The 25,312-nt window shown below is 56.2% G+C and carries 23 protein-coding genes; 6 read left to right on the top strand and 17 right to left on the bottom strand.

Going from position 1 to position 25,312, the window contains the following annotated elements:
• Window positions 1-12: 12 nt before the first annotated feature.
• The 6 genes from nuoF to lrhA form a co-directional block, all read right to left on the bottom strand.
• Window positions 13-1,362, bottom strand: a complete 1,350-nt coding sequence (nuoF, locus tag ACL2XP_RS06590) for an NADH-quinone oxidoreductase subunit NuoF (RefSeq protein WP_413737811.1) — start codon at window positions 1,360-1,362, stop codon at window positions 13-15.
• Window positions 1,359-1,895 carry an NADH-quinone oxidoreductase subunit NuoE gene (nuoE, locus tag ACL2XP_RS06585; protein WP_413737810.1) on the bottom strand — a complete coding sequence of 179 codons (537 nt, stop codon included), beginning with the start codon at window positions 1,893-1,895 and terminating at the stop codon, window positions 1,359-1,361. Before nuoE ends, nuoF begins: the two co-directional genes overlap by 4 nt.
• 2 nt (window positions 1,896-1,897) lie before the next feature.
• Entirely contained in the window at window positions 1,898-3,697 is a 1,800-nt protein-coding gene (nuoC, locus tag ACL2XP_RS06580) for an NADH-quinone oxidoreductase subunit C/D (protein WP_413737808.1), read from the bottom strand.
• A gap of 91 nt (window positions 3,698-3,788) precedes the next feature.
• Window positions 3,789-4,463, bottom strand: a complete 675-nt coding sequence (locus ACL2XP_RS06575; RefSeq protein WP_413737807.1) for a NuoB/complex I 20 kDa subunit family protein — start codon at window positions 4,461-4,463, stop codon at window positions 3,789-3,791.
• A 15-nt stretch (window positions 4,464-4,478) separates the two neighbouring features.
• A complete protein-coding gene (locus ACL2XP_RS06570; protein WP_413737806.1) occupies window positions 4,479-4,916 on the bottom strand; it encodes an NADH-quinone oxidoreductase subunit A in 438 nt (145 codons plus the stop codon).
• Between the two features lie 663 nt (window positions 4,917-5,579).
• Window positions 5,580-6,521: a transcriptional regulator LrhA gene (gene lrhA / locus ACL2XP_RS06565; RefSeq protein ID WP_413737804.1), complete on the bottom strand. Its 942-nt coding sequence runs from the start codon at window positions 6,519-6,521 to the stop codon at window positions 5,580-5,582.
• Between the two features lie 1,049 nt (window positions 6,522-7,570).
• Between lrhA and ACL2XP_RS06560 the strand changes: the two genes are divergently transcribed.
• Together ACL2XP_RS06560 and yfbR are read left to right on the top strand one after the other, a co-directional pair.
• Window positions 7,571-8,785, top strand: a complete 1,215-nt coding sequence (locus tag ACL2XP_RS06560; protein WP_413739105.1) for a pyridoxal phosphate-dependent aminotransferase — start codon at window positions 7,571-7,573, stop codon at window positions 8,783-8,785.
• A 103-nt stretch (window positions 8,786-8,888) separates the two neighbouring features.
• Complete coding sequence (gene yfbR, locus ACL2XP_RS06555; RefSeq protein ID WP_413737803.1) at window positions 8,889-9,488, top strand: 5'-deoxynucleotidase; 600 nt, start codon at window positions 8,889-8,891, stop codon at window positions 9,486-9,488.
• 29 nt (window positions 9,489-9,517) lie between these two features.
• On the opposite strand, the gene ACL2XP_RS06550 is transcribed toward yfbR, so the two are convergent.
• From ACL2XP_RS06550 to yfbV, 4 genes are all read right to left on the bottom strand, one after another.
• Complete coding sequence (locus ACL2XP_RS06550; RefSeq protein WP_413737801.1) at window positions 9,518-11,350, bottom strand: SLC13 family permease; 1,833 nt, start codon at window positions 11,348-11,350, stop codon at window positions 9,518-9,520.
• 137 nt (window positions 11,351-11,487) lie between these two features.
• The gene (locus tag ACL2XP_RS06545) at window positions 11,488-12,147 is read right to left on the bottom strand and encodes a sugar phosphatase (protein ID WP_413739104.1); all 660 of its coding nucleotides are present in this window, start codon (window positions 12,145-12,147) and stop codon (window positions 11,488-11,490) included.
• A 23-nt stretch (window positions 12,148-12,170) separates the two neighbouring features.
• Window positions 12,171-12,665: a YfbU family protein gene (locus ACL2XP_RS06540; RefSeq protein ID WP_413739103.1), complete on the bottom strand. Its 495-nt coding sequence runs from the start codon at window positions 12,663-12,665 to the stop codon at window positions 12,171-12,173.
• Window positions 12,666-12,882: 217 nt separating this feature from the next.
• A complete protein-coding gene (gene yfbV / locus ACL2XP_RS06535) occupies window positions 12,883-13,338 on the bottom strand; it encodes a terminus macrodomain insulation protein YfbV (RefSeq protein WP_413737800.1) in 456 nt (151 codons plus the stop codon).
• 364 nt (window positions 13,339-13,702) lie between these two features.
• Here yfbV and ackA point away from each other — a divergent pair, with 364 nt between their 5' ends.
• A complete protein-coding gene (ackA, locus tag ACL2XP_RS06530) occupies window positions 13,703-14,905 on the top strand; it encodes an acetate kinase (RefSeq protein ID WP_413737799.1) in 1,203 nt (400 codons plus the stop codon).
• Window positions 14,906-14,983: 78 nt separating this feature from the next.
• Window positions 14,984-17,134, top strand: a complete 2,151-nt coding sequence (gene pta / locus ACL2XP_RS06525; RefSeq protein ID WP_413737798.1) for a phosphate acetyltransferase — start codon at window positions 14,984-14,986, stop codon at window positions 17,132-17,134.
• 964 nt (window positions 17,135-18,098) lie between these two features.
• On the opposite strand, the gene yfcD is transcribed toward pta, so the two are convergent.
• Complete coding sequence (gene yfcD / locus ACL2XP_RS06520) at window positions 18,099-18,671, bottom strand: NUDIX hydrolase YfcD (RefSeq protein WP_413737797.1); 573 nt, start codon at window positions 18,669-18,671, stop codon at window positions 18,099-18,101.
• Window positions 18,672-18,768: 97 nt separating this feature from the next.
• Complete coding sequence (gene yfcE, locus ACL2XP_RS06515) at window positions 18,769-19,320, bottom strand: phosphodiesterase (RefSeq protein WP_413737795.1); 552 nt, start codon at window positions 19,318-19,320, stop codon at window positions 18,769-18,771.
• A gap of 202 nt (window positions 19,321-19,522) precedes the next feature.
• On the opposite strand from yfcE, the gene ACL2XP_RS06510 reads away from it, so the two are divergent.
• Both ACL2XP_RS06510 and ACL2XP_RS06505 read left to right on the top strand, forming a co-directional pair.
• On the top strand, window positions 19,523-20,152 hold the full coding sequence (locus ACL2XP_RS06510) for a glutathione binding-like protein (protein WP_413737794.1): 630 nt from the start codon (window positions 19,523-19,525) through the stop codon (window positions 20,150-20,152).
• 194 nt (window positions 20,153-20,346) lie between these two features.
• Window positions 20,347-21,249: a TIGR01777 family oxidoreductase gene (locus ACL2XP_RS06505; protein ID WP_413737793.1), complete on the top strand. Its 903-nt coding sequence runs from the start codon at window positions 20,347-20,349 to the stop codon at window positions 21,247-21,249.
• A 27-nt stretch (window positions 21,250-21,276) separates the two neighbouring features.
• Here ACL2XP_RS06505 and hisP read toward each other — a convergent pair whose 3' ends face one another.
• From hisP to ACL2XP_RS06480, 5 genes are all read right to left on the bottom strand, one after another.
• Entirely contained in the window at window positions 21,277-22,050 is a 774-nt protein-coding gene (gene hisP, locus ACL2XP_RS06500) for a histidine ABC transporter ATP-binding protein HisP (protein ID WP_413737792.1), read from the bottom strand.
• 24 nt (window positions 22,051-22,074) lie between these two features.
• Window positions 22,075-22,782, bottom strand: coding sequence for an ABC transporter permease (locus ACL2XP_RS06495; RefSeq protein ID WP_413737791.1), 708 nt, complete (start codon window positions 22,780-22,782; stop codon window positions 22,075-22,077).
• Window positions 22,779-23,465, bottom strand: coding sequence for a histidine ABC transporter permease HisQ (locus ACL2XP_RS06490; protein WP_413737790.1), 687 nt, complete (start codon window positions 23,463-23,465; stop codon window positions 22,779-22,781). The genes ACL2XP_RS06495 and ACL2XP_RS06490 overlap by 4 nt, the downstream gene beginning before the upstream one ends.
• 79 nt (window positions 23,466-23,544) lie before the next feature.
• Complete coding sequence (gene argT, locus ACL2XP_RS06485) at window positions 23,545-24,327, bottom strand: lysine/arginine/ornithine ABC transporter substrate-binding protein ArgT (RefSeq protein ID WP_413737789.1); 783 nt, start codon at window positions 24,325-24,327, stop codon at window positions 23,545-23,547.
• A 279-nt stretch (window positions 24,328-24,606) separates the two neighbouring features.
• Window positions 24,607-25,176, bottom strand: coding sequence for a UbiX family flavin prenyltransferase (locus ACL2XP_RS06480; protein WP_413737787.1), 570 nt, complete (start codon window positions 25,174-25,176; stop codon window positions 24,607-24,609).
• Window positions 25,177-25,312: the final 136 nt, after the last annotated feature.

Genomic DNA, 25,312 nt, shown 5'->3' with positions numbered 1-25,312 from the left:
CAGGATGCAGGGTTACCAACGCGCTTTCAGCAAGTTTGGCTGAATACCGCCGATCGCGCGGGTATTACCGATATGCTGCGTTGCAATTCCCGCCTCGAATTCGGCCCGGAAATATTTTATGGCGCTTTGCAAAGGCTCGACGGCGCCCGGCGCATGGGCGCAAAAGGTCTTGCCCGGGCCGAGGAAACGGCAAAGCTGTTCCAGGGTGTCGATGTCCCCCGGCTGCCCTTCGCCGTTTTCAATGGCGCGCAGCAGTTTTACGCTCCAGGGCAGGCCGTCGCGGCAAGGGGTGCACCAACCGCAGGATTCCCGGGCGAAAAACTCTTCCAGGTTGCGCGTCAGGGAAACCATATTGATTTCGTTATCCACCGCCATGGCCAGCGCGGTGCCCAAACGGCTGCCCGCCTTGCCGATGCTTTCAAAATCCATCGGCAAATCCAGATGATCGGCGGTCAGGAAGTCGGTACCCGCGCCGCCCGGCTGCCAGGCTTTGAGCGTCAGGCCGTCGCGCATGCCGCCGGCGTAGTCTTCCAGGATTTCGCGGGCGGTGATGCCGAACGGCAGTTCCCATACGCCGGGATGTTTAACCCGGCCGGAGAACCCCATCAATTTAGTGCCGGTATCGTTGCTTCTACCGGCGGTAATGCCCTTGTACCAGTCCACGCCGTGTTCGAGGATCGCCGGCACGTTGCACAGCGTTTCCACGTTATTGACGCAGGTCGGTTTGCCCCAGGCGCCGGACGTCGCCGGGAACGGCGGTTTGGAACGCGGGTTGGCCCGGCGGCCTTCAAGGGAGTTGATCAGCGCGGTTTCTTCCCCACAGATATAACGACCGGCGCCGGTATGGACGATCAGTTCAAAATCGAAACCGGTGCCCAGGATATTCTTGCCCAGGTAACCGGCTTCGGCGGCCTCGGCTATGGCGCGCCGCAAATTCACCGCCGCTTCGATATACTCGCCGCGCAGGAAGATATAGCCGCGATAGGCTTTCAGGGCAAAAGCGGCAATCAGCATGCCTTCCACCAGCAAATGGGGCAGTTGCTCCATCAGCAGGCGGTCTTTATAAGTGCCCGGCTCCATTTCATCCGCGTTGCACAACAAGTAGCGGATATCCATGGTGGGATCTTTGGGCATCAGGCTCCATTTCAGGCCGGTGGAAAAGCCCGCCCCGCCCCGCCCTTTCAGGCCGGAATCCTTGACCAGGGCGACGATATCGTCCTGCGCCATGCCCTTGAGGGCTTTTTCCGCGCCTGCATACCCGCTTTTGGCGCGGTATTCATCAAGCCATACCGGCTGCCCGTCTTCGCGCAGGCGCCAGGTGAGCGGGTGCATCTCGGCAGTACGTTCAATCTGTCTTATCATCGATACTGCTCCAATAGCGAACCGATACCTTCCGGCGTCAGGTGAACATGGGTATCGTCGTCGATCATCATGGTCGGCCCTTTGTCGCAGTTGCCCAGGCAGCAGGTGGGCAGCAGGGTGAACCGCCCGTCCTCGGTGGTCTGGCCGGGCTTGATATTCAGCGACTGTTCCAGCGCCGCCTGGATACCCTGGTAGCCGGTAATATGGCAAACCACGCTGTCGCAATAGCGGATGATATGGCGGCCGACCGGCTGGCGGAAGATCTGGCTGTAGAACGTGGCCACGCCTTCCACGTCGCTGCCCGGGATGCCCAGCACCTCGGCAATGGCGTCGATGGCGCCGTCCGGCACCCAGCCCCGCTGTTTTTGCACAATCTTCAGCGCTTCGATAGAGACGGCGCGGGCATCTTCGTAGTGATGCTTTTCGTGCTCGATGGCGTCGCGTTCCTGGGGACTGAGGACAAAGGCCTCGGCTTCATTTGGCTGGCCCGGCGCGATGGCGTGCTCATGCGGTTCTTTATGATGTTCATGCATAATTAGCGGTCCACATCTGACATAACAAAATCGATACTGCCCAGATAGACGATGAGATCGGATACCAGGCTGCCGCGGATCACCGAAGGAATTTGCTGCAGATGCGGGAAACTCGGCGTGCGAATACGGGTCCGGTAGCTCATGGTGCTGCCATCGCTGGTCAGATAGTAACTGTTGATCCCCTTGGTGGCCTCGATCATCTGAAACGATTCGTTAGCCGGCATTACCGGACCCCAGGAGACCTGGAGGAAATGGGTAATCAGGGTTTCGATATGCTGCAACGTACGCTCTCTGGGAGGCGGCGTGGTCAGCGGATGATCGGCTTTAAACGGCCCTTCCGGCATATTGTTCAGGCACTGCTCAAGGATGCGCAGGCTTTGGCGCATCTCTTCGACTTTGAGCATGACGCGGCTGTAGCAATCGCTGATGCCGTCGCCTACCGGCACTTCGAAATCGAACTTGTCATAACCGGAGTACGGACGCCATTTACGCACGTCGAATGAGATGCCGGTGGCGCGCAGCGCGGCGCCGGTCACGCCCCAATCCAGGGCTTCCTGGGCATTATACGCGGCGACGCCTTCGGCGCGCCCGCGCAGCACGCTGTTTTTCAGCGCCGCTTTAACATAGGAATCCAGCCGCTTGGGCAACCAGTTGAGGAAGTCGCGCAGCAGGCCGTCCCAGCCGCGCGGCAGATCGTGCGCCACGCCGCCGATGCGGAACCAGGCCGGATGCATACGGAACCCGGTGATCGCCTCAACCACGTCATAAATTTTCTGCCGGTCGGTAAACGCCAGGAATACCGGCGTCATACCGCCCACGTCCTGGATATAGGTGCTGATATACAACAGGTGGCTATTGATGCGGAACAGCTCGGAAAGCATGACGCGAATCACTTCCACCCGTTCGGGCACCACGATACCGGCCAGTTTTTCCACCGCCAGCACGTAAGGCATTTCATTGACGCAGCCGCCGAGATATTCCACCCGGTCGGTATAGGGAATATAGCTGTGCCAGGATTGGCGTTCGCCCATTTTTTCCGCGCCGCGGTGGTGATAACCGATATCCGGCACGCAATCGACGATTTCTTCGCCGTCAAGCTGCAAAATAATGCGAAAGGCCCCGTGGGCCGAGGGATGGTTCGGACCGAGGTTGAGGAACATAAAATCTTCGTTGTCCCGGCCGCGCTTCATGCCCCACTCTTCCGGCTTGAAGGTCAGCCCTTCCATTTCCAAATCCTCTTTCTGCTTGGTCAGCATATAAGGATCGAATTCGGTGGCGCGCGCGGGGTAGTCTTTACGCAGCGGGTGGCCCTGCCAGCTTTGCGGCATCATAATGCGCGTCAGGTGCGGATGGCCGTCGAACACGGTGCCGAACATTTCCCAGGTTTCCCGCTCGTACCAGTTGGCGTTGGGGAAGATTTTGGTAATGGTCGGCAGGTGGAGATCGTTTTCCGCCAGCGCCACTTTCAGCATGATATCCCGGTTTCTATCAATGGAAATCAGGTGATAGAACACGGTGAAATCCGCCGCCGGCAGGCCTGCGCGATGGGTGCGCAAACGCTCGTCCACCCCGTGGAGATCGTAGAGCATCACATAGGGTTTCGGCAGCTTTTTCAGGAATACCAGGATGTCGAGAATTTGCTCGCGCTTGACCCACACCACGGGGATGCCGGTGCGGGTAGGCTGCACGGTGAAGGCTTCCGGGCCGAAACGGTCACGCAACTCTCCGATCACGGGATCATCAAGGTGATCGCGTGTTTGCCAGGCCGGCTGGGCGAGATTTTGCGTCATCAACTCTGTCATAGTTTTTTTTCACCAAATTAAGGCTGTGCCGGCGTCATGCCATTCTGCGCGTTATCTGATTATGGACGACAAACGTCACATCGCTTCGCGCTTAAATCTCGTCGGGGGAACGCAGGTTGGTCACGGCGATGCGCTCGCCCTGTTTGCGCTCGCGTTCAGATTGCATATTGGCCCGATAGACCCCCTGATCGCCGACCACCCAGGAGAGCGGGCGCCGTTCCTTGCCAATGGATTCCTTCAGCAGCAGCAGCGCCTGGATATAGGCCTCCGGCCGCGGCGGGCAGCCGGGAATATACACATCGACCGGCAAAAACTTATCCACGCCCTGCACCACGGAATAGATATCGTACATGCCGCCGGAATTCGCGCAGGCGCCCATGGAGATCACCCACTTCGGCTCCAGCATCTGATCGTAGAGGCGCTGGATAACCGGGGCCATTTTGGTAAAGGGGGTGCCCGCAATCACCATGAAATCCGCCTGGCGCGGTGAGGCGCGGATAACTTCGGTACCGAAGCGCGCCACATCGTGCACCGCCGTGAAAGCGGTGGTCATTTCAACGTAACAACATGAGAGGCCGAAATTATAAGGCCACAAAGAATTGCCCCGCCCCCAGTTCACCGCGTTGTGCAGGGCATTCTCAAGTTTGCCCAAATAAACGCTGCGGCTGACGTGGCCGTCCATGGGATCGGCGACGATTTCCTGTTTTTGCAGGGGGTAACGGTCATTCTCACCGTCCGGCTCTACACGGGTGAGGGTGTAATCCATTTTGATGCCTCGCTGTTACTGCTGATGACGTTGGTTTTCAGTGACCGGGCCGGAACGGCGCAGGCGCTGGGAACGTTCAGGCGTCCAGTCCAGCGCGCCGATGCGCACCAGGTAAACCAGGCCCGCCAACAACACGAAAATAAAAATGGCGGCTTCAAAGAAGCCAACCCAGCCAACCTCGCGAATGGAGACCGACCAGGCATATAAATACAGGGCCTCAACGTCGAAAATGACGAAAAACATGGCTACCAGGTAAAATTTGGAGGAAAGCCTCAGTCTTGCGGTTCCTACCGGGTCGATGCCGGATTCAAATGGAACGTTTTTCGATCGCGCGTGGGCCCGGCCGCCAAGGAGGTAACCGCCAAGCAGCATAAAACAGCACAGACCGACGGCGCCGGCGAGGAATACGGCGAACGCCCAATAATGGGCGGTAACTTCAGTGGTTATTGACATTCATTTTGCTCATCAAAAGTGGCATTTTGCAGTCTGCTCTTAGTCAACGGCAGTTCGACTCACCACATCGATTTATGGGAAGAAGTTTAAAAAAACCGCACCGGGCCGATGCCACCGGCAAACACAGCCATTGTGTGGGGTTTTTACTCCTTTACATAACCTTTTGTCAACTTGGACAAAGGAAACTTCATAGTAATTTACACATGTAATAACTGATTAACATATCATGCGCGCGTCCGCCGCTTAATCGTGTCAGTGATCGGAACAATCAGCCTATACGATCCGTGCTACGTTACGATGACCCGCAGGTAACTATACCATTTTCACCGGAAATCATGTTATTCCGCGTATTCGGCAAGGGTAAAATTTGATCCAGGACACAATTTTGCAACTTATCACATTAAATGTTGCACATTCTGTGCGGCCTTTACGAAAAATAAGCACCAGAAACAGTGTTTTGATTTAATTGACAAGGATTTTGCAATGGTATTGCCAGCGGGTAATTTTACGTCGGGTAACAAAAAGGCGATCGGGGGCGGGAAATGCGCAAAGGCGGATTATTATCCAGCGCTAGCGGTTTTTTTACTTTCAAAACGGTATTTTTACATTCTTTAGGAAATTAAGCCCCGTATTTCAGGGGCTTAATTTTATACAATGGCATGTTTATTCATCATTGACCGTGAAACTTTCTCCCGCCCCCTCTCCTTTGACCGGCGGCGAAATATCGGGACTGTAAAAGTTGTTCCCCGTTTGCACCGCGCTGAAAATAGCCATGGCCAGTTCATTTTCGCACTGCGGGTGCTTACAAAGGACATACTGCGTTTCAGGTAGCGCAGGCATGCCTTCGTTTTTTCCCAATACCCGCAACTCCGGACTCATCATTTCCACCGGGCGCACCGTGATGCCCAGCCCCGCCTTGACCGCCGCACGGGTAGCCGCGAGCGTCGAGGCGCTATAGGCAACGCGCCACGGCAATCCGGCCGCCTGTAGTTGCTCTATGGCCAGGGTGCGAAAGAAGTTGGGTTCATCGGAGACCACCAGGGGAATGACTTCCCCCGGAACGAAGCGATAATCAGCGGAGCAGTACCATAATGTCGGGGACGAGCGCAGCGTGACGTAAGGATGGCTTTGATTGCTCAATGTGGTAATGGCGAGATCCACCTCGCCATTGGTCAGCATTTCTTGCATCAGCAGGCTGCGTTTGACACTGACGTCAATGGCCAGCTTAGGATAAATACGCGTTACCCTGCTGAGCAAAAATGGAAGTATGGTATCGGCAGTATCATCCGATGCGCCAATGGTCAGCACGCCCTGAATATTACTGTACATCAGGGATGTGCATGCCTCGTCATTGTAAAGTAAAATTTTCCTGGCATATCCGAGCAATTGTATCCCGTGTTCGGTCAAAAGCTTGTTACGACCATGACGGGCAAATAACTCTTTTCCGACAAGCTGTTCTAATCGTTGCATTTGCTGGCTGACGGCCGATTGGGTTCGGCATACTGATGCTGCTGCGGCCGCAAAGGTGTTGAGATCAGCGACGGCAACAAACGTTCTCAATAAATCAAGATCAAGATTGAGCACTGGACGATTTGCATTGGTCATAATATTGTCTTCACTTTTGTATTCTAATTACACACTACTACCCTGGTGTTTCAAAAAAAACATTTCCAAACTATAACTCTTATGAGCAAAGCCCCTTCCCTGCCGGGTCCGAATCACTATGATTCGCCGCTTGGTTAACGGGCACTTGCTTTAATCTTTTGGGACATCCCCCCATCTTCGGGCGATGTCCTCGCTTATATAAAAGATAACCTCTGCCGCTATTGCCGAATCGCTTTTTTTACCGTAGGTAAAGCGCGAAATTTCATGAGGATATCATTGGTATGATGCTGTATGAAAATCAAAAAGGTTTTAACAGCGAGCGCAAACTTAAAAGTAATTAATTAAAAGCGTTCTTCATATTTGAAATAAATGTTGAATATTAAGGGTTAAGTGCTTTTTTATCTCTCAATCGCCATAATTAACATAAATTTCTCTTAACTATTGTTTATACAATCAAAATTAATTTCTTTCTAAATCTACCGGCAAGTAAATGTATACCATAAATAGCTACCATAAACGAAACAACAATAATTTGTAAGCCTCAAAATGTGACCTTTATTTTCCTATGCAAAAAAGCACACAAGCCAATGAACCGGCAATACTTTGCGTGGGCAAATGTGTGACTTATCCCTTAAACCGCCGGTATTGCACGTTCTGCCGCCAATATCCTTCTTCCCCGGGGTTTATGGCGATCGCGTCGCGCGTTGCGGCCTGCATCCGCCATGTGCATGTGCCGAATAATCACGTCCTGTAGGGAGAGTAACCCTTATTGGCTCGCAGTAGTATAATAAATGTCCATAAAATTTTTATTTACGAGTTATCCTATAGTTATCGGTAGTTGAATCGTTCGTTTTTAGCATATATGGCAGCAAATTACACCGGTAAATGGTTGAAAAAATCTATTTTGCGCTACTGCTCTTAGTTCTCCTGAACATTACCCCCGAAGCCCGCCGTTATCCTTCAAAAGCCCCCGGCAGAGGAGTACATTATGCGTAATGCGTGATTCCATGGTCGGAATACGTTTTTCTGGTATAAGGCGTAATATCGTGATCGCACCCGTTGAAAAATCCAGCAAATTGGAAAATGTTTGTTATGACATCCGTGGCCCGGTGCTAAAAGAAGCAAAGCGCCTTGAAGAAGAGGGTAACAAAGTCCTCAAATTGAATATCGGTAATCCGGCGCCGTTTGGTTTTGACGCGCCGGATGAAATTTTGGTGGATGTCATCCGCAATCTGCCGACCTCGCAGGGGTATTGCGATTCAAAAGGATTATATACGGCGCGCAAGGCGATCATGCAGCATTACCAGGCGCGCAATATGCATGATATCACCCTTGAAGATGTCTATATCGGCAATGGGGTATCGGAGCTGATCCAACAGTCGATGCAGGCGCTGTTGAATACCGGCGACGAAATGCTGATCCCGGCGCCGGATTACCCCCTGTGGACGGCCTCGGTGTCGCTGTCCGGCGGTAACGCGGTACATTATTTGTGTGATGAAGAAGCCGGCTGGTTTCCGGACCTGGACGATATCCGCAGTAAAATCACCCCGCGCACCCGCGGCCTGGTGATTATCAACCCGAATAATCCCACCGGCGCGGTGTACAGTAAAGAGATGTTGCTCGAACTGGTGGAAATCGCCCGCCAGCACGATTTAATTATTTTTTCCGACGAAATTTACGACAAGATCCTCTACGACGCCGCCCAGCATCACTCCATCGCGGCGCTGGCCCCCGATTTATTGACCGTGACCTTCAACGGCTTGTCCAAGACATATCGCGTTGCCGGTTTCCGCCAGGGATGGATGGTGCTTAACGGCCCGAAAAAACATGCCAAGGGATATATAGAGGGGCTGGAAATGCTGGCGTCAATGCGTTTGTGCGCCAACGTGCCGATGCAACACGCCATTCAGACCGCCCTGGGCGGCTATCAGAGCATAAGCGAATTTATCAACCCCGGCGGGCGGCTCTACGAGCAGCGCAACCGCGCCTGGGAGCTGATCAATGATATTCCCGGGGTATCCTGCGTGAAACCCAGCGGCGCGCTGTATATGTTCCCCCGCATCGATGCCCGGCGGTTTAACGTGCTCGACGATCAGAAGCTGGTGCTGGATCTGTTGCTGCAAGAAAAAGTCCTGCTGGTGCAGGGCAGCGCCTTCAACTGGCCGTGGCCCGATCATCTACGCATCGTAACGCTGCCGAGCGTGGATGTATTGGAAACCGCCATCGGCAAATTCGGCCGTTTCCTGCAAAATTACCATCAGTAACCCCCAGGGTGCGGGGCCTTGCCGGCCCGCACCGGCGGAATTTGCATAATCCCGCCCCAGTGCGCACAATAGATCCCTTACTCACCTGCCGTAAGAGTCCGTCATGATTCAAAGTCACTTTTTTGCCCATCTCTCCCGTTTAAAGCTGATTAATCGCTGGCCGCTGATGCGCAATGTGCGTACCGAAAACGTATCCGAACACAGCCTGCAGGTGGCGTTTGTCGCCCATGCGCTGGCGGTGATCCGCAATCGTAAATTCGACGGACGGCTTAATCCGGAGCGTATCGCGCTGTTGGCGATGTACCATGACACCAGCGAGGTCCTGACCGGCGATATGCCCACGCCCATCAAATATTTCAATGCGCAAATGGCCCATGAATATAAAAATATCGAGAAGATCGCCCAGCAAAAATTGATCGCGATGCTGCCGGAAGAATTACGGGAAGACTACCGGTCGCTGCTTGACGAAGAGCATTATTCCCCCGAGGAAAAAGCGGTGGTGAAGCAGGCGGATACGCTGTGCGCCTATCTGAAATGCCTGGAGGAGATCTCGGCCGGCAATAACGAGTTCACCATGGCGCTGGCGCGGCTGGAAAAAACCCTGGCGCAGCGGCACAGCCCGGAAATGGAATACTTCATGACGGTGTTTGTTCCCAGCTTCAGCCTGTCCCTGGACGAGATTAGCCAGGACACGCCGCTGTAACGCCATGCGCCATTCCGGCCATGGCCGGGTCAAAATGGATAGAGTATCGGCACCAGCACCACGCTTACCACCATCACCAGCACGGTAAACGGCACGCCGATACGCATAAAATCGCCGAACTTATAGCCGCCCGGCACCAGGACCAGGGTATTGACCGGCGAGGAGACCGGCGTCATGAAAGCCGACGAGGCGGCAATGGCGATAATCATGGCGAATGGATAAGGCGAAACCGACATCTCGCGGGCGGCGGCCACCGCAATGGGCGCCATCAGCACCGCCGTGGCGGTATTGGAGATAAACAGCCCTATCACCGCGCATAGGATAAACAAGCTCACCAGCATGACGTGGGCCCCCGCCCCGCCCGAAATATCCATCAGCAAACGCACCACGATTTCAATGCCGCCGGTTTTTTGCAGCGCGAGGGCAAAGGGCATCATGCCGACGATCAGAATCAGGCTGGGCCAGTGGATGGCGCGATAGGCGCTCTCCATATCGATACAGCGAAATTTACCCATCAGCATGCAGGCAACCAGGGCGGCAATGGGGTTGGGGATCTCTTCGGTCAGCATCATGGCCACCATCAGCGCCAGGCAAAATAGCGCATGGGGCGCCTGGCTGACTGCGGGCGCCACATCGTCCACCTCGGCCGGCAGGTTAAGCACGATGAAATCATATTTCTGGACCTGCAGCTGGCGGATCAGTTTCCAGTCGCCGATCACCAGCAGAATGTCGCCCAGCGACAGCTCTTCATCAATCAGTTTGCCCGCCAGCGCCTCGCCGTTGCGGCGAATGCCCACCACGTTTACGCCGTAACGGCTGCGAAATCCCACCTGACGCAGCGTTTTGCCGGTTAATTCCGAATCCGGGATCAGGCTGACTTCGGCCATGCCGACGTCCCGGGACTGCTCGGAAAAATACTCGCCGCGCAGGATCATCGGCTCCAGCTGCTGTTCGCTGCAAAACTGGCGCAGGTCGACTTCCGATGCCGACATATCAATCAGCAGCACGTCGCGATGGTGCAGCTCGGTGTTGCCGCTGGCGCTGATCATGACCCGCCGGAATTTGCGCCAGCGCTCAATACCCACCACGTTGGCGCCATAGCGGTCGCGCAGGCGCAAATCATCCAGCCGATGGCCAATCAGCGGCGAACCGGGCCGCAGCGCCAGACGCCTGGCCCGGCCCGTCAGCCTGTAATCGCGGATCAGGTCGCGAAATGTCCGGCGTCGCCACTGTTCGCGCGCCTGATCCCCGTCGCCGCCCCCCAGCCAGTAGCGCGCCACCAGCATATAACCAATGCCCATCAGCAATACCACCAGACCCACCGGCGTCACGGCGAAAAAGCCAAAGCCCTGCTCGCCGTCGCGCACCAGTTCGCTATTAACCACCATATTTGGCGGGGTGGCCACCAGCGTCATCATGCCGCTGATCAGCGCGGCGAAGCTTAGCGGCATCATCATGCGGCTGGGGGAGGTTTTCATGCGCAGGGAGACGCTTAGCACTACCGGAATAAAGATGGCCACCACGCCGGTGGAGCTCATAAACGCGCCCAGGGCGGCGACGGTAATCATCAGTAAAATCAGCATGCGGGTTTCGCTTTTTCCCGCCACCCGCATCAGCCACTCGCCCACCTGATAGGCAATGCCGGTGCGCACCAGTCCTTCGCCTACCACAAATAGCGCGGCGATCAAGATCACATTGGGATCGCTGAAACCGGCGAGGGCCTCCGGCAGGGTCAGGGTGCCGCTGAGTACAAAAGCGATGATCACCAACAATGCCACGACGTCCATGCGCACTTTATTGGTGGTAAACAAGAACATAGCGACCAGCAGCAGGGCAAGGACCCAGATGAGTTCGTTATTCAAAACGGTATCCCGGATAAGCCATTCGGCGTTTGAGAGGAATCATGCCATAAAAAAGCCCCGGCCATACGGGGCTGAATCATTTTTTTCGCCATTGGCGCCGATCATTTTAATTGCACAAACAATTGCATGCGTCGGTTTCAGTTCTGGCGCAGGCTGACGCGCACACCGTGCAAGTCTTTCTCGATAGACAATTGTTCCAGAGAGGTCAGCAGCAGGCCGATGGCCTCTTTTTGCGGCGTTTGTGCGGGAGGATTCACCGCTATCACCGGGCAACCCGCCGCCAGGCCGGCCTGAATACCGGCGATGGCGTCTTCCACGACGATACAGTCGCCTGGCGGCAGCCCCAGCTTTTGCGCTCCCAGCAAATAGGCATCCGGCTGCGGCTTGCCGCGGGCCACCTGCTCGGCGGTAATCAGCACCGCCGGCGCGGGTAAATGGCCGGCCAGAATGCGCGCGGAAGCGACCGGGGTGGACCCGGAGGTTACGATGGCCCAAGGTATATCCAGCGCGTTTAACCGCGACAGCAACTCTACCGCGCCCGGCAGCGCCGTCACTCCTTCGATGCACTCGGCTTCGAATTTTTCAAGCGCGGCAAACTCCGTTTGAATGGCCTCTTCGCTTGCGCCGGGCATGAAATGGCGCAGGGAAGTAATAGCCTGTTTGCCGTGGATAAAATTAAAAACGTCCTGGACCGGAACGCTATGGCGTTTGGCCCAATTTCCCCAGGCCAATTCCACTACCGGCAATGAATCAATCAACGTTCCATCAAGGTCAAACAAAAAACCTTTACACAGCACAGGCATATCTCCGGATTAAGCCATCAGGCATTGATAATTTGGGTAATTTCGACCGCGCTAAGATGATACTGGCGCGGACAGGATTGCCAGACGGCCAACATCCGCAAATATTTATCCCACATTTTGGTTTGAGCATTAAAACCGTGGCTGCCGGAATCAAAGTGAGTGTAGCGCCCTTCGGTAAACACCATGAAACGGACATACCCAAGATAACGGGCTTCGGTGGCGGCATCGAAGCCGAGAAACGCCAGGCGCCGCTCGTCGATATCCTGGCGATCTTTCAGATTCGACCAGGAGACCTGCAGCGCATGATGCAATTCCATGATATCGATAATCGTGCGGCAGACATCTTCGCTTAGCTGGCCGAAATCCCGATCCAATTCACGCATCTGCAAACCATAACCGCGCTCCACGATGGTTTGCTGGCGGCGATAGCGCTCGCCGTTGTCCGGGTCCAGCAAGGACATCATTTTATACTGGTTCGACAGAATTAATCGTTGGGCGTTTGTCATCTCCATCATCCACTCCTGGTGTTATGCCTGTTTGCGCCGAAAATAATCTCTGGTGACAGCATCGCATAATGCCCCGGCCTGCGGAACCGCAAGCCGGCGCTTCTTTGATTTAAAACAGCAGGTGGCGAAATATCGCCCGGCGCGCCACGACGCCTGCGGCGATCCGGCCTGATAGAGACGACGATCGACGAACGCTGACCGATCGATACGGCTAAGCCGATGATTACAAGTCGTCCAAAAAAGCTTTATCCAGCAGCTTGAACGCGCGTTTGAGCACGTCGGCCAGCATTTGATAGGTCGGGATGCCTTCCACCGGCGCCTGGGCCTGGCCGGCTTCGCTCAGCTGATGGCGCACTTCGTGGAACCAGTGCAATAGCGTAGGCGGCAACGGCGTGATGGCGCGTTTGCCCAGCCACCACAGTCCTTGCATCGGCAGGCTACAGGCAAAGATAGCCGTCGCCACCGCGGGACCGAGCTGGCCGCCCATGGCGATTTGCCAGGTGAGGGTGAACACCGCCACCGCCGGCATATAACGCACGGCAAAGCGGGTCGCGGCAATCATGCGATTTTCAGGGAATAGCGTCGCCAGGCGTTTTTCGGTCGGCCAGGTTTTCATATAGTCTTGTCCGCGCTGGAAAATTTTGTACCAACTGACCGAACCGGAAGGAATAGTCGCCATAGCGGGCCTCAACTTTACGAATAAAAAATAAAATTTTTGTGCAAATTCACAATCTAAATGGAGAACTTTTAAATATATTTTGTCTTTAAAGCCGGCAATCGTTATCCTTATTGCCGCCTCTGGCAGGATAGCTCCCGGCCCGGGCAGCAGGATTTCGTTTGTCAGCGCCGGCGGCGGCAGGCGAGAAGCAAACGGTGTTTCAAAAATAATGTTTAACTTCAACTGTTTTCGATTTCATGTCAAATAAACCCACGTTGACATGATGTTAATCATAAATCTCAACGGCATAATGCGCTACGCTTTAAGACTGATTGATGATTTATTAACCATGCATGACCATCATGCATAACAGATAGGTACTTTCATGTCGAGTAAGCTTGTACTGGTTCTTAACTGTGGCAGTTCTTCCCTTAAATTTGCCATTATAGATGCTACCAACGGCGAAGAACACCTTTCCGGCCTCGCCGAATGCTTTAACCTGCCGGAAGCGCGCATCAAATGGAAAATCGACGGCGGCAAACACGAAGCGGATTTAGGCAACGGCGCCGCGCACAGCGAAGCGTTGAGCTTTATTGTTAATACAATTCTTGCTCAAAAACCAGAATTATCAGCACAGCTCACCGCTATCGGGCACCGTATCGTTAATGTCGGCGAAAAATACACCAGTTCGGCCCTGCTTTCCGATGACGTGCTGCAGGCGATCAAAGATTCCATCCCGTTTGCGCCGCTGCATAATCCCGCGCATATCATCGGCATCAATGAAGCGCTGAAAGCCTTTCCCAAACTGGCCGATAAAAACGTCGCCGTGTTTGATACCGCTTTCCACCAGACCATGCCGGAAGAGTCGTTCCTGTATGCCCTGCCGTATTCTTTATATGAAGAACACCGCATCCGCCGTTATGGCGCCCACGGCACCAGCCATTTCTATGTGACCCGCGAAGCGGCTGCATTCCTGAACAAACCCATGGCGGAAGTCAACCTGATCACCTGCCATCTCGGCAACGGCGGTTCGGTTACCGCGGTGCGCAACGGCCAGAGCGTCGATACATCAATGGGCCTGACCCCGCTGGAAGGCCTGGTGATGGGCACCCGTAGCGGCGATATCGATCCCGCCATCGTATTTTATCTCCATAATGCCATGGGAATGTCGGTTGAACAAATCGATAAGCTGCTGACCAAGGAATCCGGTTTACTGGGCCTGACCGGCGTCACCAGCGATATGCGCTGGGTAATCGATAATTACGACGCCAAACCGGAAGCCAAGCGCGCCATGGACGTATTCTGCCACCGTCTGGCCAAATACATCGGCTCTTATACCGCCCTGATGGACGGACGCCTGGATGCGGTGATCTTTACCGGCGGCATCGGCGAAAATGCCGCCAAGGTACGTGAACTGACCCTGGGCAAACTCGCGCTGCTGGGCTTTGAAATCGATGCGAAGCGCAACGAAGCCGCCCGTTTCGGCAACAGCGGCGTCATCACCACCGACGCCAGCCGCCCGGCCATCGTTATCACCACCAATGAAGAACTGGTCATCGCCCAAGACGCAGCCCGTCTGACGGCGTAACGCTATCTCCCCGTTCCGCCGGTTGTGCCGGCGGGACACTTGTTTGACTAACGAGCAACCGTTTAAAGAGGTTTAGCCGTGTCCCGTACAATCATGTTGATCCCCACTGGCACCAGCGTCGGCCTGACAAGCATCAGCTTGGGTGTCATTCGCGCCATGGAGCAAAAAGGCGTGCGCCTGAGTGTGTTCAAACCGATCTCGCAGCCCCGCGCCGGCGATGACGGTCTTGATGCCACCACGAATATTATCCGCGCCAACTCCACCATTCCTTCCGCCGAACCGCTGCGGATGAGCCATGTGGAGTCGCTGCTGGGTTCCAACCAGCAAGATGTGTTGATGGAAGAGATCATCGCCCGTTATCACGACAATACCAAAGACGCCGAAGTGGTGCTGGTTGAAGGTTTGGTTCCTACGCGCAAGCATCAGTTCGCCAATGCGCTGAACTACGAAATCGCCAAAACCCTGAACGCGGAAATCGTGTTTGTGCTTTCCTTGGGCAGCGATTCGCCGGATCAATTAAAAGAGCGTATTGAACTGGCCCGTTCAAGTTTTGGCGGCAGCAAGAATAAGAGCATCATCGGCGTTATCGTTAATAAACTGAACGCGCCGGTGGACGAACAGGGCCGCACCCGTCCCGATTTGTCGGAAATTTTTGACGATTCCACCAAGGCCAGCGTGGCCAATATCGATCCGAAACAGTTGTTTGAAAACAGCCCGCTGCCGGTCCTTGGCTGCGTGCCGTGGAGCTTTGATCTGATTGCCGTTCGCGCCATCGATATGGTGCATCATTTAGGCGCCACCATTATCAATGAAGGCGATATCCGCACGCGCCGCGTCAGGTCGGTGACGTTCTGCGCCCGCAGCCTGCCGAATATGCTGGAGCATTTTCGTCCCGGTTCGCTGCTGGTGACGTCGGCCGATCGGCCCGACGTGCTGGTTGCCGCCTGCCTGGCGGCGATGAACGGCGTGGAAATCGGCGCCATTCTGCTGACCGGTGGTTATCAGGTTGACCCGCGGATCCAGAGCCTGTGCGAACGCGCGTTCCAAACCGGCCTGCCGATGTTTACCGTGCACACCAATACCTGGCAAACCTCGCTCAGCCTGCAAAGCTTCAGTCTCGAAGTGCCGCCGGATGACCATAGCCGGGTGGAAAAATTGCAAAACTATGTCGCCGGCCATATCGACAATAACTGGATTGAGTCTCTCACCGCCAGTTCCGAGCGTTCACGCCGCCTGTCGCCGCCTGCGTTCCGTTATCAACTGACCGAACTGGCGCGCCAGGCCGGTAAACGAATCGTGATGCCGGAAGGCGATGAACCCCGTACGGTAAAAGCGGCGGCCATTTGCGCCGAACGCGGGATCGCGCATTGCGTGCTGTTGGGTAATCCGGAAGAGATTCAGCGTGTCGCGGCCGTTCAGGGCGTGGAGCTGGGTAAAGGCATCGAGATTATCGATCCGGAAGTGGCCCGCGAACGTTATGTGGCGCGCCTGGTCGAGCTGCGCAAGAGCAAAGGCATGACCGAAGTGGTCGCCCGCGAGCAGTTGGAAGATAATGTGGTGCTGGGTACGTTGATGTTGGAGCAGGGCGAAGTCGACGGCCTGGTTTCCGGCGCGGTGCATACTACGGCCAATACTATCCGTCCGCCGCTGCAATTGATCAAGACCGCCCCGGGCAGTTCGCTGGTGTCGTCGGTGTTCTTTATGCTATTGCCGGAACAGGTGCTGGTGTATGGCGACTGCGCCATCAATCCGGACCCGACCGCCGAGCAGCTGGCCGAAATCGCCATTCAGTCCGCCGATTCCGCCGCGGCGTTTGGCATCGACCCGCGGGTGGCGATGATTTCCTATTCCACCGGCACGTCAGGTGCGGGCAGCGATGTGGAAAAAGTGCGTGAAGCCACCCGTTTGGCTCAGGAAAAACGTCCTGATTTGGTGATTGACGGACCGTTGCAGTACGATGCGGCGATTATGGCCGATGTCGCGCTGTCCAAGGCGCCGAATTCGCCAGTGGCCGGTAAGGCGACTGTGTTTATCTTCCCTGACCTGAATACCGGGAATACGACGTATAAAGCGGTGCAGCGTTCCGCCGATTTGATTTCCATCGGGCCGATGTTGCAGGGTATGCGTAAGCCGGTCAACGATTTGTCCCGCGGCGCGCTGGTTGACGATATTGTCTATACCATCGCCCTGACGGCGATTCAGTCTAAGCAGGCTGAAACGGCGAAGTAAGAGTGGAGTAGCGCGACAAGGCGCTAAAAGTAGCGGATCGAATCAGCGCCGGCGCAAGCCGGCGTTTTTTTGGCTCGCCGCCGAGTATCATGATTGCGGGCCTACCGCGCCAGGGGCATTCGGACGGCCAGGAAATGGCCGCCTCAACCCCTACGGCGCGGTCTCCCTTTTACAGGGCTCGCCGCCAAGTATCGTGATTGCGGGCCTACCGCGCCAAGGGGTATTCGGACGGCCAGGAAATGGCCGCCTCAACCCCTACGGCGCGGTCTCCCTTTTACAGGGCTCGCTGCCAAGTATCGTGATCGCGGGCCTACCGCGCCAAGGGGTATTCGGACGGCCAGGAAAATGGCCGCCTCAACCCCTACGGCACGGTCTCCCTTTAACAGGGCTCGCCGCCAAGTATCGTGATCGCGGGCCTACCGCGCCAAGGGGTATTCGGACGGCCAGGAAAATGGCCGCCTCAACCCCTACGGCGCGGTCTCCCTTTTACAGGGCTCGCTGCGAGTATGGCGATCGCGGGCCTACCGCGCCAGGGGGTATTCGGACGGCCAGGAAATGGCCGCCTCAACCCCTACGGCGTGGTCTCCCTTTAACAGGGCTCGCCGCCAAGTATCGTGATTGCGGGCCTACCGCGCCAAGGGGTATTCGGACGGCCAGGAAATGGCCGCCTCAACCCCTACGGCGCGGTCTCCCTTTTACAGGGCTCGCTACGAATATGGCGATCGCGGGCCTACCGCGCCAGGGGGTATTCGGACGGCCAGGAAATGGCCGCCTCAACCCCTACGGCGCGGTCTCCCTTTTACAGGGCTCGCTGCGAGTGTGGCGATCGCGGGCCTACCGCACCAAGGGGTATTCGGACGGCCAGGAAAATGGCCGCCTCAACCCCTACGGCGGTCTCCCTTTTACAGGGCTCGCTGCGAGTATGGCGATCGCGGGCCTACCGCGGTGCGAGGTCGGCGGGGGGCTATTCAGCCTCGGGCGCGAGGTCCGGGGTGGAGGGCGGCAGGGGTTTGCCGTAGCTCTGCTGGTTGTTGCGGCTCATCCACAGCGATAGCGCCTTGAGCGAATCGGGGGTGTATTCATCGCAGCGGGCGGTGATTTCTTCCGGGCGCAGCCATTTGACCGCTTCAACTTCTTCCTCTTGCAGGGCGAACGGGCCGTGGGTGACGCAGCTAAACAGCGCGCCCCAGACGCGGCAGTGTTCGTTTTCAAAGTAGAATAAGCCGTGTTCGGCGAAAGGAACGCCGGCAATGCCCAGTTCTTCTTCCGCCTCCCGGCGGGCGGAATCAAGCATGTTTTCACCGCTTTGCACTACGCCGCCCGCGGTGGCGTCCAGATAGCCCGGATAAAAATCCTTGGTGGCGGTGCGGCGTTGCACCAGGATTTTACCCATTCCGTCATGAACCACGATGTAACTGGCACGATGCCTGAGGCGTTCGGCGCGCATTTGCTGGCGGCTGGCCTGGGCAATAACTTCATTTTCTTCGTTGACGATGTCAACCCATTCCATGCCCGCAGCCTGACTCTGTTCCACCATCTTTCGAATCCCTTGTTATGAGACGCGGGATAGCCGCGCACCTTAAATTGGAAATTGTAATAAAATACGTAACCCGCACGAGCCGATCCGTCATAAGTTAGTGGGTAATCGCGACTTGCGCAATAGTCTCGCTCGTTTCCAATGAAACAACCCGTAATATTTCTTGTTCCAGCAGACCGTAACTGGCGGGAAAGCCGCCTTTGGGGATGCTTACCGAGCCGGGATTGAAACAGACGAAGCCATCCACCCGCTCCGCCTGGGGTATGTGGGTATGGCCGTAGACCAGCACATCGCCGGTGTGCAGCGGGGGGCGCGCGTCGGGGTTGTACAGGTGTCCGTGGGTGACGAACAGGCGGGTTTCAGCCAGCAAAATCTGCTGCCATGGCGCGGTGATGGGAAAGGTCAGCAACATCTGGTCCACCTCGCTGTCGCAGTTGCCGCGCACCGCGATGATGCGATCGGCATAGCCGTTAAGCAAGGCGGCGACTTCCGCCGGCTGATATTGCTCCGGCAACGCGTTGCGCGGGCCGTGGTAAAGCAGATCGCCCAGCAGCACCAGCCAGGTAGCGCCGCTGGCGTCAAATGCCGCCAGCAGCCGTTTGGTCGCGGCTAATGAACCGTGGATATCAGCGGCAATCATGAGTTTCATGGCACATCCTCGTTGTCCTTGGGATACGCTAAGCTTAACAAACTTCCTGGCCGGCGTAAGGGGATGAAGATGCGCTAAGGGGCGTAGCCGGCAAAATAGCGCGGTGCGGCGCAGGGTGGCGCACCATGAAGCCGGCAGGTGATTTACCGGTGTAATTGTTCTAGAGTGTTGGCATCAAGAATGACATCCACAAGGAGGGTTTATGATTGATCTTTATTACGCGCCTACCCCTAACGGCCATAAAATCACGATTTTTTTAGAAGAAACCGGCCTGCCCTACACCATCCATCCCATTAATATCGCCGCGAACGAGCAGTTCAACCCCGATTTTTTGGCTATTTCCCCCAACAATAAGATGCCCGCGATTATCGATCGCCAGCCGGCCGACGGCGGCGCGCCGCTGAGCCTGTTTGAGTCGGGAGCCATTTTGCTGTACCTGGCGGAAAAAACCGGCGAGTTGCTCAGCCACGACCTGCGCGAGCGCCAGACCACCCTGCAATGGCTGTTCTGGCAGATGGCGGGCTTCGGCCCCATGCTGGGCCAGAACCATCATTTCAACCATTACGCGCCTAAACCGGTGCCCTATGCCATCGAGCGCTACCAGGTGGAAACCGTGCGGCTGTACGGCGTGCTCGATAAGCTGCTGGCGCAGCATGAGTATATGGCCGGTAATAACATTAGCATCGCTGATATCGCCACCTATCCCTGGGCCGTATCCCATGAGCGCCAACATATTGATTTGGCGGATTATCCGGCAGTGCAACGCTGGTTTAACCAGATCAAATCCCGTCCGGCGGTGGAACGCGCCTACCAAATACCCAATAAAAAATAATATCACTTTCACCGCGCCTCAATCCCGCGGCGCGGTGCGCCCATGCCGCTGATTGGCGTGGGTTTTTCCCCGTTTTTTTTGTAAATTAATTGTCAATTCACCGGCACCGCTCACCCATTTACCCGGCAAAATAGCCTATGCTTGAGACTTAAGCGGCTTTTAAACCGTGCGCATTGCGGGAAGCGAGGGCAATTATGAAAATTTTGATTACCGGCGGAACCGGGCTTATCGGACGGCATCTGATTGCCAGGTTGCTGACCTTGTCACACCAAATTACCGTATTGACGCGCGACGCCCCGCATGCGCAGCGCACCCTGGGCGCCCACGTCACCACCCTCACGACGCTGGCCGCCTGCGACACCCTCGACGCCTTTGACGCGGTCATCAACCTGGCCGGCGAGCCTATTGCCGATAAGCGCTGGACCGAGGAGCAAAAAGAGCAGCTATGCCAGAGCCGCTGGAAGATCACCGAGCGCCTAAGCGCGTTGATACGCGCCAGTGAAACCCCGCCGTCGGTATTTATTTCGGGTTCGGCGACCGGGTATTACGGCAATCAGGATCAGACGCTGGTGAGCGAGGACGAACCGCCGGTGGAGGAGTTTACCCATACCCTGTGCCAGCGCTGGGAAGCGCTGGCGTTAAGCGCGCAAAGCGCCCGGACCCGGGTCTGTTTGTCGCGTACCGGCGTGGTGCTGGCGACGGACGGCGGCATGTTGGCCAAGCTGCTGCCGCTGTTTAAATTGGGATTGGGCGGGCCGGTGAGCCACGGGCGGCAATTCCTGCCCTGGATACATATCGACGATATGGTGGATGCGTTAATCTTCCTGCTGGTCACCGACGGATTGCAGGGGCCGTTTAACGTCGTCGCCCCCTACCCGGTGCATAACGAGCAGTTTGCCGCCACCCTGGGCGAAGCCCTGCACCGGCCCGCATTAATGCGCGCGCCGGCCGCGGCGGTGAAGCTGATGATGGGAGAAGGGGCCACCCTGGTGCTGGGCGGCCAGCGCGCGGTGCCAAAACGCCTGGAAGAGGCGGGATTCACGTTCCGCTATATGGAGCTGAAAGAGGCCCTGGCGGATATCGTCAAAGATGCATAACGCGCCCCGCGCTATTTCGCCTTCACCCTATTTCAGCGCGCCGGAGAGGAATTGTTGCAGCCTGGGGCTTTTCGGGCTGCCGAACACATCCGCGGGGGTCCCCTCTTCTTCAATCACGCCCTGATGCAAAAAAATCACGTGATTGGACACATGGCGGGCGAATTCCATTTCATGGGTCACCACCACCATGGTCTTGCCCTCTTCGGCCAATTTTTGCATGATGCGCAGCACTTCGCCCACCAGCTCAGGGTCCAGGGCCGAAGTCGGTTCGTCAAATAGCAAGACATCCGGTTCCATGGCCAGCGCGCGGGCGATGGAAACGCGCTGCTGCTGCCCGCCGGACAGGTTGATGGGATATTTGGCCCGGGCGCGCTCGTCGATGCCGACCTTATCCAGATACACAATGGCCCGGGCGTGGGCTTCCTGCTTGCTCAGGCCCAAGACCTGCACCGGCGCTTCCATGACATTTTCCAGCACCGTCATATGGCTCCACAGATTGAAGTGCTGAAACACCATGGTCAGCCGGGTACGCAGCAGTTGTAGCTGTTTTTTGTCAAACACCTTCAGCTGACCGTCACGGTCGCGCACCATATGGATATCGATATTATTGACGCTGATTGACCCTTCGCTGGGCTTTTCCAGAAAGTTTATGCAGCGCAAAAACGTGCTTTTACCCGACCCGGAGGAGCCGATAATGCTGATAACATCCCCCGCGCGCGCCTCCAGGGAGACGCCTTTTAGCACCTCCTGATCCCCATAGCGCTTGTGCAGTTCCTTAATCATCAGTTTGGTTTCTTGCATAGTCATATCCTGCACGTATTGGGTTTATTGCGGTTTAACATGGCGCAGCCAGCGTTTTTCCGCCTGCCTGAACAATCCGATCAGCACAAACGAGATCGACAGATAAATCACCGCCGCGATCCCGAAGGCGTAAAACGGCTGGTAGGTGGCCGCGTTAATATCGCGGGCAATCTTCAGCACATCGGGCACCGTGGCGGTAAACGCCAGGGCGGTGGAGTGCAGCATTAAAATCACCTCGTTGCTGTAGGCCGGAATGGCGGTACGCAGCGCGGAGGGAAGGATGATGGAACGATAAAGCTTAAACCAGGTGAAGCCATAGGCCCGGGCCGCCTCGATTTCGCCGTGGGGCACCGCGCGGATGGCGCCGGCGAAAATTTCGGTGGTATAGGCGCAGGTGTTGAGGGTCAGCGCCAAAATGGTGCAATTGAGGCCGCTGCGAAAAAATGCGTTCAGCATATCGGTGCCGCGCACGATTTCCAGGCTGTACATGCCCGAGTAGAACACCAGCAGTTGCACATAAAGCGGCGTACCGCGGAAAATATAGGTAAACAGCCAGACCGGAAAGCGCACCCAAGGCCGCGGGGATACCCGGGCAACCGCCATAAATATCGCCATGACCCCGCCGATCGCCACCGACGAAATCAATAGCCACAAGGTGATCGCCAGTCCGGTAAACCGGTAACCATCGCTCCACAACAAGGCCTGTCCATATTGTTGCAGGATCTCAATCATAACTCGGCCTTCTTAACACCCATGGAATAACGGCGGGTCAGCCATAACAGCACCCCGTTGGAGAGGGTGGTGAAAATCAGGTACACCACGCCCGCCACGATGGCGAAATAAAACGGTTGGTACGTCCCCTTGCCTGCCAGCTGCGTGGCTTTAACCACGTCATTGAGACCCAGCAGCGATACCAGGGCGGTGGCTTTGAGGATCACCTGCCAGTTGTTGCCGATACCGGGCAGCGCAAAGCGCATCATGGCCGGAAACATAATTCGCCGGAAGATTTGCGCGCTGGAAAAGCCGAACGCCGTAGCCGCTTCGATCTGGCCGCGCGGCACCGCCATGAACGCACCGCGAAACGTCTCGGTGAAATAGGCGCCGTAAATAAAGCCCAGCGTGATAATACCGGCCGACATGGGATCGATATCTATCTGGTCCATGCCGATGGATTCGGTCAGGCCGTTGAGCGCGATTTGCAATCCGTAGAAGATCAGCAGCATCAGCACCAGATCGGGTACGCCGCGGATCAGGGTGGTATAGCCTTCAAAAATACCCGCCAAGGTACGGCTGCGGGAAAGTTTAGCGCCGGCGCCAATCAAGCCGATTATCACCGAGAGCACGACGGAGGTCAGCGCCAGCTCAAGGGTAACCAGGGCACCGCTAATAATGAGTTGCGAGTAACCATGAAGCATCGATCATATCCTGTCCTGGCGGAGGATAAACAGCGTAGATATGCCCGCGCGGCGCGCGGGCATACACCACATGACAGGATTAACCGCCGTACACATCGAAATCAAAATATTGCTTGGCAAATTTATCGTAGGTGCCGTCTTTGCGCATTTCGGCGAAGGCTTTATCCAGGGCGGCCTTCAGATCGGTTTCATCTTTACGCAGGCCCATGCCGGTGCCGACGCCAAAGAATTTATCGTCTTTCACCGCCGGGCCGGCAAAGACATAACCCTTGCCCGCGGGCTGTTTCAGGAAGCCTTCGCTGGCGGCCACTTCATCCTGGAACGCGGCATCGACACGACCGGCGCCCAGATCCGCATAGATCAGGTCCTGGTTGGCATAAGCCACCACGTCGATACCCTTCGGCTGCCACATGGCATTGGCATAAGCTTCCTGGGTTGAGCCCTGCAGCACGCCGACGCGTTTGCCTTTCAGCGATTCCAGGGTCGGGGTGATGTCGGTGCCGGCTTTGGCGATCAGGCGCGCGTTGGCGGCATAGAGCTTGTCGGTGAAGGCGATTTCCTGCTCGCGTTTCTCGGTGATGGATAACGAAGAGATGATGGCGTCGATTTTCTTGGCTTTCAGCGAGGGGATCAGGGCATCGAAATCGCTTTCAACAAACGTACATTTGGCTTCAATGCGTTTGCAAAGTTCTTTGGCCAGGTCAATATCAAAGCCGACCAATTGGCCGCTGGCATTTTTGGACTCAAAAGGAGCATAAGTGGGATCGGTGCCGATTTTAATATTTTTGGGTACCGCGGCGAACGCGCTGCCGGCAGCGGCCAGTGCAAATACCAGAGGAAGAACTTTAACCAGCTTTTTCATACATTACCCTCGGAATAATTTTTAGTTAGGCACACAAAGTGATGTTTTCAGCGGTATCAGTTGCACTTTTCATGCCATTTTAGCGGGTGGCGCCCGGTGTATAACCCCGATGCCCCAATAAACCCCTCGCTGCACTCTTATGACATGACGCAGAATCCAAACCGCTCCTTTACTGACCGGCGCCACCATCGGCGGCCGGCCCTCTGCACCATTAGAAAACATAGCATGATCACTATTGGTGCATTGTTATTTCCCGGCACCATCAGGCAGCGCCGGCGCCTACTGGCCCTGCCAACGCTCGAACAGGTCTTGCGGCAATTCGATATCGAACTGGTCCAATACGCGGTTGACCGTCTGGTCGATAATCTCCTGCAGACTGGTCGGACGATGGTACAGGGCGGGTACCGGCGGCATGATGACCGCCCCCATTTCCGCGGCGGCGGTCATCAGCCGCAGATGGCCGAGATGAAGCGGCGTTTCCCGCACGCATAGCACCAGGGTGCGCCGCTCTTTTAACACCACGTCCGCCGCGCGCGCCAGCAGGCCGTCGCTATAGCTATTCACGATGGCGGACAGGGTTTTCATGGAACAGGGTAGGATAACCATGCCGGCGGTTTTAAAGGAACCGGAGCTGATGCTGGCGGCAATATCCCGGCTGTCATGCACCCGATCCGCCAACGACTGGAGATCGCGGATGCTGTAATCGGTTTCCAGCGCCAGCGTCTGGCGCGCGGCGTTGCTCAGCACCAGATGGGTTTCAATGCCTTCCACTCCCTGGAGCACCTGCAATAACCTGACGCCGTAGATAGCCCCGCTGGCACCGGTAATGCCCACTATCAGTCGTTTCATGTGTGTCTCCCTGTGCCGGACAAAACGCGTTGTGGTAGCGCATATAATAAAAACACCCGGCGCGAATGACCGCCCGGGTGATGGCTTCGACTACCGGTTTACCGCAGCGGCAGCCAGGTAGTATAGATGCGGAACG

The organism is Sodalis sp. RH21 (assembly GCF_047324175.1).
Taxonomy (GTDB): Bacteria; Pseudomonadota; Gammaproteobacteria; order Enterobacterales; family Enterobacteriaceae; genus Acerihabitans.
Note: the sequence above shows the minus strand (reverse complement) of the source record. Positions and strands in the feature narration are given on the sequence as shown.